We start from the raw sequence: 13,313 nt of genomic DNA on the forward strand, positions 1-13,313 counted from the left end.
ATTGCAGCCGGAGAACGCTTGAATCCGTTCAGCGTTCTCCGGGTTTTCTAAACCGATACGGGAGTTGAATACACCTTATGCAAGCTATACATGTTCATGGACGGGATATCGATCAGGTGAAGAAGCAGGCACGATTCGCTGTACTGCCTCTAGGATCTGTGGAATATCACGGTCCTCACTCGCCGTTGGGTACGGATATTGTCTTGGCAGATGGTTTCGCCGAGCGGATCGATGCAGCCCTAGAGCCGTTACTGTATCCTGTCATTCCTTATACGGCTTGCCCGGGGAAAACCCGTCACTATCCTGGTACGATCTCGATAAGGCCGTCTGTGTTTATCGACTACGTGACGGATATCGTAGAAGGCATATGTGAATTGGGGATTCGGAATATCGTGCTGTTGAATGCTCATGATGCCAATATGGGACCGTCCCGAACTGTTGCGGAGGCAGTGACCGGCAAATATGTTGACGCTCGTTTTCTGCTCATTAACTGGTGGCAAATGGTGCCGTTGGAAAGTGCAGAGCGCAAGGGGATTTTTCAAGGAACGACTGGAAGAGGTCATGGAGGTCCTTATGAAATGTCAGCAGTAAAAGCGTTTCGGCCTGACTTGGTCCATGTGCAGGAATCGGACTTGTCTTTAAGTGCAAGTCAGCCCTTATCGTCTCTGCCGTACGTTCTTGTAGAGGGATCACCGCAAGGATGGGATGGTTACACGGGGGATATTCGGCAAACCTCGCTGGAAGCGGGTCAATGGATCGTAGAGGAAGCGGCTGTAAACATGAATCAGCTGTTGAAGAACTGGTTGGGAACGACAAAAGGGAATGGAGAGGATGAGCAGCATGGGTTATCGTGATGAGTTGATCAAAGCGGAGGGAGCTTCATTTCCAGGTAAAACGTATGCCGAGGTTGTTTTGGAGCCGGCCTTCAATGAAGCGAAGAAGCAGTTGCTCGATCCTATGATGGCGATCAACAAAGCTCATTTGATCATGCTATCGGAGAAGCTGCTCATTACGGAGGAGCAGGCTAAGCGAATCGCACAGGCTATCAGCGCTTTGGATCTGGAGGCGCTCAGGAGCTCAAGCTACACCGGTCAGTTTGAGGATTTGTTCTTTCAAGTAGAGCATCAGCTGCTTGAGCAAGCAGGTGATATAGCCGGTAATCTGCATTTGGCCAGAAGCCGCAACGATATGGGAATCGCGATTTATCGTATGGTCTTAAGAGAAAAGCTCTCTGTCATGCTAAGCTCGGCTCTGCATTTAAAGGAGCATCTACTGGCTTTTGCCGAGGAGCACGTTGATACCGTCATGATTGGCTATACCCACACGCAGCAAGCCCAGCCGACTACGATGGCGCATTATATGATGGCTGTCGTCGATTCCTTGAGCCGGGACATTCGCAGACTGACGGCAGCGTATACGAACTGCAACCGCAGCAGCATGGGGGCTGCAGCCTTAACGACATCGGGCTTTGCTATCAGCCGGGAACGGATGATGGAGCTGCTTGCATTCGACGAGCTGATCGATAATTCATACGATGCTATTGGCGGGGCTGATTATTTAGGGGAAGTAGCGTCAGCGGTTCAATTAGCAGCTATCAACTTAGGACGAGTCGTCCAGGATTTGCTGCTATGGTGCACTCAAGAATTTGCCGTATTAAAGGTTGGAGCGCCCTATGTCCAGATAAGCTCGATCATGCCGCAAAAACGGAATCCGGTATCTCTTGAGCATATGCGGGCCCTGTTGTCCAGCTGTGCTGGAAATGCGGGTACAGTGCTCACAATGATTCACAACACCCCGTTCGGGGACATTGTGGACACGGAGGATGATATGCAGCCCTATGCATGGAAGAGCTTGGACATGATGGACAATATCTATCGTTTGCTCGCAGCTGTAATGGGGACGATGGATGTGAATAAGGAAGTGCTTAGGAAGCGAACCGAAGGAAGCTTTGCAACGGTTACAGAGCTTGCCGATACACTGGTAAGAACGGATGGTCTCTCCTTCCGCAAAGCGCATCACATCGTAACCGGTGTCGTGCATAACGCACTAGCATCTGGATTATCGGCCAACGAAATTACTTTGAAGCTGGTCAATGATGTAGCTTTGGACATAATCGGAAGACAAGTATCGTTGAACGAGAAAGCTTTGAATCAGGCACTGGACCCTGTGCATTTTGTCACGATCCGGGACCTTCCGGGAGGTCCAAGTCCCAAGGAAATTAGACGAATGATCGAGCTTCGCAAGCAGCAGCATGTTTCCCATGTCCAGTGGCTGCAGCAGGTCGATGGTGCAAGGCAGCGTGCACAGCAATATTTGGATGAAACGATACAAAGGTGGAGCGGAACCTGATGGCGCGCTTACACATTCCTCTGCTGGCTGTCGACGGAGGCGGAACTAAATGTTTAGCTGTTCTTATGGATACCAAGGGGACTTTGCTTGGACAAGGAAGAGCGGGTTCCTGCAATTATCAAGGAGTGGGAAGGGAGGCAGCGATAAAGGAATTGACGTTAGGCATCCAATCAGCGATCTCAGACCTGTCAGAGCGAAACGGTACCCTTGAGGAGCTGACAGGAATTGATATCGAATGCGCAGTTATCGGCATTGCCGGATTGGACACGGCATATGATAGAAGCATCATCCTGGAGCTGGTACGCAAGGCGCTAGAACCTTTACCTCTTCATGTACGTCAGCTGGTTGTCGAGAATGATGGATTTGCCGCATTGGCCGGGGCGACGGACGGAAGCCCGGGTGTTCTTGTCATCGCCGGTACCGGCTCCATAGTCTTCGGGATCAATGATGAAGGCCTAACGGCAAGAGCAGGAGGCTGGGGGCACCGCGTCGGGGATGAGGGCAGTGGATATTGGATTGGCAAGCAAGCTATTATGGCGGCGTTAAGAGCTTACGATGGCAGAGGCGAAGCTACTCAGTTAGGCGATTGGATCGTACCGCATCTAGGCTTGCGGGATGAGGAGGAGCTCTTCAACTGGACCTATGGATCGGATTATGCCGTGGAAAAAGTGGGCGAGCTTTCCCGATTGGTCAGCCAGGCGGCAGCTGCCGGAGATGATCGAGCCAAGCACATTCTGGCTATGGCTGCCGAGGAGCTATTTCAAGGCATCAGGGCCGTGGTAGATCGGCTTGGCATGAAGCACAAACCGTTTCAGCTTATTTTGCAAGGAGGTGTATTGCAAAATGACGGCCTTGTCCGTCAAATGCTGACTCACAAATTTGAAAACCTAGCTCCTTTTGCAAGGCTTGATCATGCGCGAGGTGAACCGATTAATGGAGTTACAGCTATGGGCTTGTCTTTACTGAATTCCGCAGCCCGCAAGGAGGCGGAAAGCTAGCTATTATTAAAGGCGGGGAGCTGAAGAAGAATGAAGAAACAATGGTTGTTCGTCTACGCCCATCCTGACGATGAATCATTTGCAGCCGGAGGAACCATTGCCAAAGCCCATCATTATGGCTATGAGGTGTCCTTGATTTGCGCCACATCGGGCTGCAAGGGTAGATCCGGAGCGTTCCAATTCAGCTGCCGTGAAGAATTAGCCAAGCATCGAGAAGAGGAGTTGCAGAAGGCTTGCTCCTTTCTGGGCGTACACAACCTCATATTGTACCGTCATAAGGACGGTTTCTTGAAGGACCTGGACATCGATCAACTTGCGAGTCAAATCTGCGAAACCTTATTGGAGCTAAAGCCGCAGGTCATCATTTCGTTTCCGCCGGACGGAGTCACGGGACATCCCGATCATATCGCCATATCGAGGGCTACAGAGAAAGCCGTCATGCTGGCGGAAGCCCAGTATCCCCCGGGGGCTTCCCCCCAGTTTTACTATAATTCGATCCCGAATTATTACGATCACTGCCAGGATTCCGGGCCGAAGAACCGGTGCTGCATTACAAGCAAAGTCGATATCAGCCCCTATCGGACGATAAAAGGCCAAGCACTTCAGGCTTATCAAAGCCAGGTGTATTCCGTAAACCGGGCTTATCCCGGTGTTATGCAAGGGGATTACACCGTCATCGGCAACTTTGAATATTACACATTGGCCCGTGCCAATGGTCAGACTATAGAGCCGTCAACGGCAAAGGATTTGGAGCATTTACCGACTTTGGAGTTCCGATAGCCAGTCATGAATAATGCTCCGAGTAATCAAACAGGGAAGCGAGTCTCCAAAAATCATGGAGGCTTGCTTCCCTGTTAGCTGTTTATTTTCCTTTCAATTTCACTTCAATGGTCGTTGGAGCGGATTCTTCATGAAACTGATTGACCGTAGTGACACTAAAATGATGTTTTTTTCCGTTAGGCAGACCGGTAATTTTATACGAGGTCCCATTGATCGGCTGCTTGGTTAACTTCTTGCCATCCTGGTATACGTTATAGCCTATGACGTCGCTTTGGGTACTTGCTTTCCAATGCAATATAGCTTCACGATGCCCCTTATCGGCTTCCAATCCGGCAGGCGGTGCAGGAAGAGGGTGACGGTTTACGGTAAGGGTATAAGTACCGATTGTTTTACCGTCAGCTGCCGTGACATGGACCGAGAATACGTTAGCACCTTCCGTGAGGTTGATGTTAGCAGTCTGATATACAGCTCCGCTAACGGTATAAGTGACATCCGTCACGGTGCCATTGCGCTTAACTGTTATCCCGCTGAGTTTGGATTTGGGGCTTACGAGCGCAGCCTGTAAACGAACACTGCTGACGGAATGAGCGACTTCCTTCACATAGTTCTGGTTTTGCGGATCGAAGCCGGCAACCAGCTCATTGTTCACGGATAAGCTGCTTAATAAAGCGACGTTTTCCGGGACGACTTTGATAACGGATGAAGCCGTCTTTCCATTGTAGTTAGCGCTTATTACAGCCTCTCCAGCTTGAAGTGCTGTTAGTTGCCCATTGGCAGTGACCGCCACTACGGATGGATCGCTGCTTGAGAGCGCGGCTTCGGACGTAACGTCAAACGTTCCTTTCTCACCCAGAAAATGCTGTACCTTCAATGAGCTTGTATGCTGCTCAATCAGAGGAATGGATGGACCTTCAATCGCAATATGATCATATTGTTCCCAAGCCTTCAAATCGACGATTTGCAGACGATCCAGCGGGTAATTGATATCCGGGCGGTAGATGTTAGCTCCAGATTCGTACAAAATGTACAGCTTATTATCGTTGACAAAGTTGCCTTCTGCGGAAGGCGGCATATCCAGGGAATCCTCTATATTCAGACCATCCAGAAACCATACAGGAACGGTTGTATTTTCAATGGTAACTGAAGTATGGGGAGCTTCCGTAACGGACGCCTTATATTTTAAAATATTGCTCTTTGGATTTCCGTTCGTTTGGCTGAGCATCACTTCATCGTCGGTGACGGTTACGCCTTGGATGCGGTCTGTAACGGAATAAATATAATTCGGTATGACCAAGCCATCGCTTGTGAGCTTGCTATCGGTTGGGAGGAGGTCCGTTGCTTCATCCAGCTTATAGCCTACCACCCAAGCGTTGTATACCTTGTTGTCGCGCGCCGTCATTTTTTGAATCGGAGTCGTCAAATAGTTCGGGGAGCTGTAGTAATCGCCGACCCATAAGACTCCGTTCGAATACGATGCGAAGGAGGCTCTCGTGTTCGTCTTAAAGCTGTCAATGAAAGACAGGTTCGCATTGTCAGGACAATCGATCACGTCCTGAAGGGATAAGCGAAGCAGCTCTTTACCGTAAGCGATCCATACATTTTGGTCACTAACCGCAACGCCCCCGGCATGTCCAGTGAAAGGCTGGCCGTTTTTATACAGGTGAATCGTTTTGACGAGCGATCCGCTCTGAAGGTCCACGAGTGTCAAAGTGCTTGCTCTGCGATCGTCGCGGTAGCTGGAGATGATGGCCCAGTTCTTTTCTTTGATATAATGCATGCCCTGGGGAACGAGCCCCTGCAGAAGTCCGGGAACAATCGGTCCTTGCTCGCTGACGTTCAGGAACCGCTGGTAAGCTGACGTATCCCCGACAATCGGGGCTCCGGTTTCTTCCTGTGTCAAAGGCTGGTGCGGCAGAGTCACTGCGACCGGCTGCGATTTGTCCGATTCATTGGCGGATGAATCTACGGCCGATACTTGGAACTTGTATTCGAACCCACCTGACAACGAACCCAGATCAGCAGAATAGGTCGTGGAGGATACCGTGGTTACGTAGGCTCCATTTTTATACACCTTATAAGAAGCAACGTCTGGCTCGCTATTTGGAGACCAGCTCAAATGCACGGAGGCTATGCCGTTAATAGTCGCTGCGGCTCCTGTTGGAGCGGCTGGAGGGATGGCGTCGATGATTTCCGGACGTGGTGTACTTTTCACCACTTCGGAAGGAATGGACATTTGGGTTTCGGTGACCGCAACTACGGAGAATTTATTTTCCGTAAAGTTGGTAAGTCCGGTTACCTTAAAGGAAGTATCTTCGATGACGGTGCTGTCAAGCACGCCGTTCGCGATTACTTGATAACCGATCACATTCGGGTTTTCACTGGCTGTCCAGTACAGCTGCACCGAACGGTCGCCAGGTACGGCGAATAATCCTTTCGGAGGCACGGGAGAAGATTCATCTGGTGCTTGTCCGGCAACGATATGGCCTGGAGTCGGTGTCTGCTGGTTGGCCGTTTTGCGCATAACGATGGTGCCGTCCGTCGGATAGCTGTAAATGACACTTTTATTAAGGACTACGTCGTCGTTGGCACCTGTGCCGTCGCTATACGATACGCTGCTCAGCTTAAAACCCTCGCTGTTGGCTAGAATGAGTGTGCGGGACCCACTATTGGATAAGCCTTGTCCGGAAATCGGATAAAATTGGTCCGGTCGAATATTGGACCCGAAGTTTGCATTGAACGTTTCAACGCTTCCGGACAACCCAGGGGATTGAACCCACAGCACCATCGTATCATGAGGCTGGATGGTCATATCTTTGTCCAAGTTCCATGTGGATGTTGTGTTGTAGATAATTTTGTAGCCTTGCAGAGGGATGGGCGCGCTGCTGTTATTATAAAGCTCTATGTACTCATATCCGTCAACGGAGGTGCCGGAGGAATTGGTTACGTTGCTTGTGTCCTGAACTAGCTCAGTTATGGATATAGGAGGGATGAAGAGCGAATCTGATGCTGCCCATGCCGAAGAATGTCCGACTAAGCCGCTGAGTGGTGCTGCAATCAAAGATAGTGCCAATCCAAAGCTGCTTATCTTTCTTTTTTTTGCATCCATTAGAACTCTCCTTAGAATATAATAGGTTTTCATTGTTGCAAATGTTGCAGCACAAAAAAGACGATAGCCACCCCCCATACAATTCATCTCCTTCAGCAAGGAAGGGAAAAGTTGTAGGATCAGGGTATTCTCATCGTCTCCACCCGTATTCCTCATATTGTTCGTGATTCGACCACAGTATAGCATAAGCACAGTTCCAAGTATATACATCATAAGGCTCAACACAGCCATTTACAAAATGTTAATACAGTGGCCTAAACCGGGGGATTGCTTGACATTTAAAAATATTGTCACTACAATTTGTAGTGAGAGGTGTGGCAATTGAAAATTCATCATTTTAAAACGAACGAAAGCGGTTTGAATCGTTTCTTCGGAACCCTCGAAGCGAAGATAATGGATGTCTTGTGGGAAGGACCTGAGAAGGCCATTAAAGAAGTTCAGCAAAGGCTGGAGCAGGAGAAGGCGGTTAACTTCAATACCGTAATGACGGTGATGAACCGACTGGTGGAGAAAGGGATTTTGCAAAAGCGGATGGAAGGCAGATCGTTCTTGTACCGTCCGGTACTCTCCAAGGAGCAGTTCATCGATACGCAGTCCAAGGAGCTTACCCATGAGCTTATTGAAGAATTTGGGCCGCTGGTCGTCAATCACATGCTGGATGCTTTAGATGAAGCCGATCCGGTATTGATGGAGAAGTTGGAACAAAAAATAAAGCAGCTGAAAAAGGAAACGTAATCCATGTGGGAAAATCGGTGGGAAAATCGATCCAGGTTGATTTTTATATCGGGGATGCTGTTGGCGGGCTTGATGCTTGTCCAAATGGGCATGTACATTATGCACACATTGGCCGGCTGGGAGATCAGGTATAACGTCATTCAGTTATGCCATACGGTTATGAAGTCTCTTGGTATTCAGTGGGTAGGTTATGTTTTGAATGCGATCGTGTTCTATACGTTTTTCATGTCTGTCTGGATAGCGGCGAAACAGCTCTATTTATCCAGAATGTTTAATAATAAGCTGCTGGCCCGCCGTCATGAATTGCTTACGAGAGAGATCAACCAGAGGTTTGCCGGTACGAGTCCAGGGGAGCAGACGATCATCGTCATTGATAATGCCGCTCCATTGGCTTTCGCGATGGGCTTCTTCAAGCCGAGGATTGTATTATCCACTGGGCTGAAGGATTTACTGGACTCGAATGAGCTGGAAGCCGTTGTCCATCATGAGATGTTTCACCGCAAGCATGGAGACCCGCTGAAAACCTTCCTGATGTCGCTCCTCGCCTCCGTCATGTGGTATATTCCGATCTTAAAATCGTTTCATCACAATTATAAGATCGTGAGAGAGGTGCTGGCCGACAATTATGCAATTGATAAGTCAGGGAGCTCCATCCACCTGGGCAGCGCTCTGTTAAAGCTGCTCAAAGGAAAAGCGCCAGCGCCTATGCCGGTTTCGCACGTTTCCTTTAGCGACACTTCGATTAATTTGCGGATTCGCCAGCTGCTTGAGCCGCAAGCCGATTTTCCTTTGAATTGGCCGTTTACCCCGGCGATGATTTCACTGCAGGTGCTTTTTGTTTTATGTTCGATGTTTGTGTTGGTTATGCATTAGACGTCTGTCCTGCTTCCGCTAACAGCAAGATACATAGCTTCGATAGCACCATCTTGTATGGCCGGCTGCAACAGTCATCCAGCATCACCAACAAAATGGTCACTTCAAGTCGCCGTGAGGCGTCTCACTAGGGTCAACACTACATCTTGTAGTACTTGATACTGCAACAAATAGAAACATAATGGGAATACTTAGGCTGTTATAAAGCCGATGACTACGGAAAGAAAGAAGAGATCTCATTGAAGCAAACAACTAAAAAATCCGTTTATAAGGAACTACGCAAGCAAGAAAAAATACAAGAGAAAAAACGGATGCGAATGATCATGTGGATTACGGCCATTTGTGTCATTGCTATCATTGCCATTATTATCGTAGCGCTGCCTAAGCCGGCTCCTGTGCAAATGCCTTATGAAACGATGCCGACGCTCGGCAGCCCTGATGCACCTGTCAAAATCGTAGAGCTGGGCGATTATAAATGCCCGTCCTGCCAAGTGTTCAGTCAGCAGATCGAACCTAAGCTGAAAAAAGATTATATCGACACAGGCATTGCCTCACTTCATTTTATGAACTATACGATCATTAGCCCGGAAGCCGATTCATTGACGTCCGCTCTCGCAGGACAGGCCATTTTCCACCAAAATAACGATGCCTACTGGAAGTATTACGACGCGATATATAAAAACCAGGGCGACGAGAAGAAAATATGGGCGACATCCGATTTTATAACGAATCTGGCACGTAAGGAAAATCTTCAAATCGATTATGATAAGCTTCAGCAGGATATCGCGAACAAAACGTACAAGAAGGAAGTCGACGCACACAATACATTTGCGCGCAGCAATCAAGTGTACAGCACGCCGACCTTATTCATTAACGGGAAAAAGTTCGAAGACGTGTATGACTACAATAAACTTAAGGCCGCTATTGAAAAAGCTCAAAAGGGTGAATAACAGCCACTATGCGATCCTTCAGTAAACGATATGGACTTTATATGGCTTGGGCCGTCTCTTTGGTCGCGGTAGGCGGCAGCCTCTTTTTTAGCGAGGTATTGCGCTATGAGCCCTGCAAGCTGTGCTGGTTTCAGCGCATCTTCATGTACCCTCTCGTCATCCTGCTAGGCATGGCTTGCTATAAAAACGACCGTAGACTGATCCCTTATATTTTGCCGCTGAGCATCGTTGGGGGTATGATTTCCTTATATCATTATTCCGAGCAGAAAATTCCGGGACTTGCCAAGCTGCTGCCCTGCACGGTAGGCGTTCCGTGTAACGAGGATTATATCAATTGGCTCGGCTTCATTACGATTCCTTTGCTTGCGCTGATTGCTTTTATCCTGATCACTTGCTTTTTGTGGCTGGGGAGAGAGAATGGTGGAGAGTCTGAGGAAGAGCTAGACTAATAGTAATAAGAAAAAGAGACTGCTTGCGATCTTTGGTTGTATAGAAACTTGTGCATCAAGAGATTTGCTATATGGGTAGGTGTGGTATGGATAGCGCCCACCTTTGTTATTGGAAATCACCGCTATAAGGCGAATGAGTTGAAAATTTCCCGATAACAACAGCGGCTGGAGGGACGTACCTCACCGGGGAATATTAGCAAAATTTCAAGGGTTGCATGTTTCTCGACCATCCGAGGCCGCTTATGCGGTCTCTTTTTTGCGTGGAGGCATGATTGCTTCAGCCAGTCCATATATTGGTACTGTACAAGCGAGCATCCTTATAAAAGGTGGAGTGAATCGAATGAGTATGACCTCTCCTACGGCAGTCCGACAGGTTGTGTTGAATATATCAGGAATGACGTGCGCAGCCTGCGCCGTTCGCATTGAGAAAGTAATAGGCAAAATGAATGGAGTCGAGCACATTCAAGTGAACTTGGCGCTTCAGCGGGCGTCCATGTCGTTTGCACCGGGCATGATTACGATTCGTCATATTGAGGACAAGATCAAGCAGCTTGGCTACTCAGCCAAGGAGCATAATACGGCGGAGGAGAATCGAAGTCGTACCGATCCGTTTGAAATTGCCAGGACAGGGACGGTTCTGCTTATTTCTTTTATGTTCATGGTACCATTTCTGTGGGCGATGGCAGGTCACCATTCTTGGACTTCCTCTTTGTGGGTGCCGGAGCTCCTACTCAATCCATGGTTCCAGCTGGCGCTTGCGACACCGGTCCAATTCGGGATTGGCCTGCCTTTTTATATTAGGGCCTTCCACGCGATCAAAAACGGCGGAGCCAACATGGATGTACTCATCGTGATGGGGACGTCGGCGGCTTATTTTTACAGTCATTATTTGATGTTTCATTCCTTTTCGGGCCATGCCACAGGCTCAGCTCATCACGGCTCCTTATATTTCGACGCAAGCGTAATGATCATGACTATCGTCTGGTTCGGTAAATGGCTGGAGGCTATATCCAAGCGGCGTACGTTGAAAAGCTTGCACCAGCTTCACCAGCTCCGACCGGAAACGGCTCAGGTACTGAGAGATAACAAGGAGCAGCGCGTTTCTTTGGAGGAGGTATCGGTAGGAGAGTTGGTGCTTGTCCGGCCCGGAGAAAAGATTGCGGTCGACGGTACCATCTTAGAAGGCTATGCATCGATTGATGAATCGATGATCAGTGGCGAAAGCATTCCGGTTGACAAACGAGCTGGAGACCGAGTAATTAGCGGGACGTTGAATCATAACGGGATGCTGAAAATAAAAGCGACCGAGGTAGGCAATGAGACGACGCTCGCCAAAATGATTCAGCTGATGGAAGAGGCGCAAAACTCCAAAGCGCCGATTCAGCGTATGGCGGATAAGATCTCGGGCATCTTTGTCCCTATTATTATCGCTTTGTCGGCGTTGACGTTCGCTGCATGGTATCTCGTCGTTGAGCCGGGAGTGACGGGTGGCGCGTTGGAGAAAGCGATAGCAGTTCTGCTTATAGCATGCCCCTGTGCACTAGGCTTGGCGACACCGACCTCTATTCTGGTCGGATCGGGAAGGGCTGCCCAGCTAGGCATCCTTTTTAAAGAGGGTAAGCACTTGGAGATGCTCCCCGACACACAAGTCATTCTGCTGGACAAAACGGGCACGATTACAATGGGCAAGCCGCATGTGCATGATGTGATGGCTGTAAAAAGATCAGGCGAATCGTTGATGCGGCTGCTTGCGGCCGCAGAGCAGCATTCTGAGCATCCGTTAGCCCGGGCTATCGTGGAGTCTCAAGCAGGACAAAGTAAAGAGGCATTGCCTTTATGTGAACGGTTTGAAGCTTCGGCAGGGAGCGGCATACGCGCAGTGGTGGAGGGACAGACGATCATTGCCGGGAACCGGCATTGGCTTCAGGAGCATGGAATCGGTCCGATTCCGCAATCCGCCCGAATGGAGCGTTGGGAGCAGCAGGGAAGCAATGTTGTGTATGCGGCGGTGGATGGAGAGTGGGCTGGTGCAGTAGCATTGAGCGATCAAATTAAGCCTTCCTCCCGCCAAGCGGTCCAGCAGCTAAAAGCGATGGGCGCAAGTGTCATTATGGTAACCGGCGATCATCCCCGAACAGCTCAGGCTATAGCCAAGCAAGTTGGCATTCGCGAGGTTTACTCAGAAATGCTGCCTGAGCATAAGGCGACTCTAGTTCATGAGTTGAAGCGGCAGGGGAAAAAGGTTGCTATGGTCGGTGACGGCATCAACGATGCCCCTGCTTTGGCAGCCGCGGACACTGGCATTGCCGTTTCTAGAGGGACGGACATTGCCAAAGCGGCAGCGGATATCGTGCTCTTGAAGGGTGATTTGAAAGGCATGGTGCGTGCCATCGGGATCAGCCGTCGGACGATGCAGATCATTCGGCAAAATCTCGTGTTCTCGTTATTTTACAATGCACTGGCGATACCTTTTGCGGTAACCGGTTATTTGGCGCCTTGGGTCGCCTGCACAGCGATGGCTTTCAGCTCGGTCACTGTCATTTGCAATGCGCTGCGCTTGCAGAAGGCTTGAATCACGAGTAACGAGTGGAAAAAGGAAAGGAGCCTATCCGTGGCTGAAGGCTCCTTTTGTACCATTTAATTATAAGATTGCGTCATTCCACACTTTATTAAATATACCTTCCAAAGATACCCCCTTAAAGGTCGAGTCGCTTACGAATGAGTGTAGCATCAGTAATTTACAGATTTCGACAGCGATATGAATCGAGTGACGGGGGCTTGTTCATGAATCTATCTAACTGCCGCGGCTGCGGCAAGCTTCATATGCAAAGCGAGAAGGTGTTATGCGCTGATTGCTTTAAACATCATCTCGAACAAAGCTATCAGGTTAAAAGGTTCCTTCAAGCGAATCCCCGCGCCTCCGCGATAGATCTTGCAAGAGAAATGGGACTTTCATTAAAGCAAGTTAACGAGCTCGTCGGCCGGTAATCTCTTCTTGAGAGATGCCGGTTTTTTTGTATCGAAAAGAAACTTTCTATACTTGTACACGTAATTTATCCATAAACTGAATGGA

The 13,313-nt window shown here is 49.1% G+C and carries 11 protein-coding genes; 10 read left to right on the top strand and 1 reads right to left on the bottom strand.

Annotation, left to right across the window (positions count from 1 at the left end):
- The first annotated feature begins 77 nt into the window (after positions 1 to 77).
- Genes BP97_RS0100895 through BP97_RS0100910 form a run of 4 tightly spaced genes read left to right on the top strand, consistent with a single transcriptional unit; the run spans position 78 to position 4,127 of the window.
- Entirely contained in the window at positions 78 to 854 is a 777-nt protein-coding gene (locus tag BP97_RS0100895; protein ID WP_028547427.1) for a creatininase family protein, read from the top strand.
- Positions 841 to 2,349 (top strand): argininosuccinate lyase, encoded by a 1,509-nt coding sequence (argH, locus tag BP97_RS0100900; RefSeq protein WP_028547428.1) that lies wholly within the window; start codon positions 841 to 843, stop codon positions 2,347 to 2,349. Before BP97_RS0100895 ends, argH begins: the two co-directional genes overlap by 14 nt.
- Complete coding sequence (locus BP97_RS0100905) at positions 2,349 to 3,347, top strand: N-acetylglucosamine kinase (RefSeq protein ID WP_028547429.1); 999 nt, start codon at positions 2,349 to 2,351, stop codon at positions 3,345 to 3,347. The genes argH and BP97_RS0100905 overlap by 1 nt, the downstream gene beginning before the upstream one ends.
- A 30-nt stretch (positions 3,348 to 3,377) precedes the next feature.
- Positions 3,378 to 4,127, top strand: a complete 750-nt coding sequence (locus BP97_RS0100910) for a PIG-L deacetylase family protein (protein ID WP_028547430.1) — start codon at positions 3,378 to 3,380, stop codon at positions 4,125 to 4,127.
- A gap of 82 nt (positions 4,128 to 4,209) precedes the next feature.
- On the opposite strand, the gene BP97_RS38545 is transcribed toward BP97_RS0100910, so the two are convergent.
- Positions 4,210 to 7,233 (bottom strand): fibronectin type III domain-containing protein, encoded by a 3,024-nt coding sequence (locus BP97_RS38545; RefSeq protein ID WP_028547431.1) that lies wholly within the window; start codon positions 7,231 to 7,233, stop codon positions 4,210 to 4,212.
- A gap of 321 nt (positions 7,234 to 7,554) precedes the next feature.
- Here BP97_RS38545 and BP97_RS0100920 point away from each other — a divergent pair, with 321 nt between their 5' ends.
- From BP97_RS0100920 to BP97_RS0100945, 6 genes are all read left to right on the top strand, one after another.
- Positions 7,555 to 7,968 carry a BlaI/MecI/CopY family transcriptional regulator gene (locus BP97_RS0100920; protein WP_028547432.1) on the top strand — a complete coding sequence of 138 codons (414 nt, stop codon included), beginning with the start codon at positions 7,555 to 7,557 and terminating at the stop codon, positions 7,966 to 7,968.
- A gap of 3 nt (positions 7,969 to 7,971) precedes the next feature.
- The gene (locus BP97_RS0100925) at positions 7,972 to 8,841 is read left to right on the top strand and encodes a M56 family metallopeptidase (RefSeq protein ID WP_036745300.1); all 870 of its coding nucleotides are present in this window, start codon (positions 7,972 to 7,974) and stop codon (positions 8,839 to 8,841) included.
- A gap of 239 nt (positions 8,842 to 9,080) precedes the next feature.
- A complete protein-coding gene (locus BP97_RS0100930) occupies positions 9,081 to 9,791 on the top strand; it encodes a DsbA family protein (protein WP_051620254.1) in 711 nt (236 codons plus the stop codon).
- An 8-nt stretch (positions 9,792 to 9,799) separates the two neighbouring features.
- On the top strand, positions 9,800 to 10,240 hold the full coding sequence (locus tag BP97_RS0100935) for a disulfide oxidoreductase (protein WP_036745301.1): 441 nt from the start codon (positions 9,800 to 9,802) through the stop codon (positions 10,238 to 10,240).
- Between the two features lie 340 nt (positions 10,241 to 10,580).
- Positions 10,581 to 12,812: a heavy metal translocating P-type ATPase gene (locus tag BP97_RS0100940; RefSeq protein ID WP_028547436.1), complete on the top strand. Its 2,232-nt coding sequence runs from the start codon at positions 10,581 to 10,583 to the stop codon at positions 12,810 to 12,812.
- Positions 12,813 to 13,024: 212 nt separating this feature from the next.
- Positions 13,025 to 13,228 carry a winged helix-turn-helix transcriptional regulator gene (locus BP97_RS0100945; RefSeq protein WP_028547437.1) on the top strand — a complete coding sequence of 68 codons (204 nt, stop codon included), beginning with the start codon at positions 13,025 to 13,027 and terminating at the stop codon, positions 13,226 to 13,228.
- Positions 13,229 to 13,313 lie beyond the last annotated feature (85 nt).

The sequence above is a fragment of the Paenibacillus sp. UNC451MF genome (genome assembly GCF_000686845.1).
GTDB lineage: Bacteria > Bacillota > Bacilli > Paenibacillales > NBRC-103111 > Paenibacillus_S.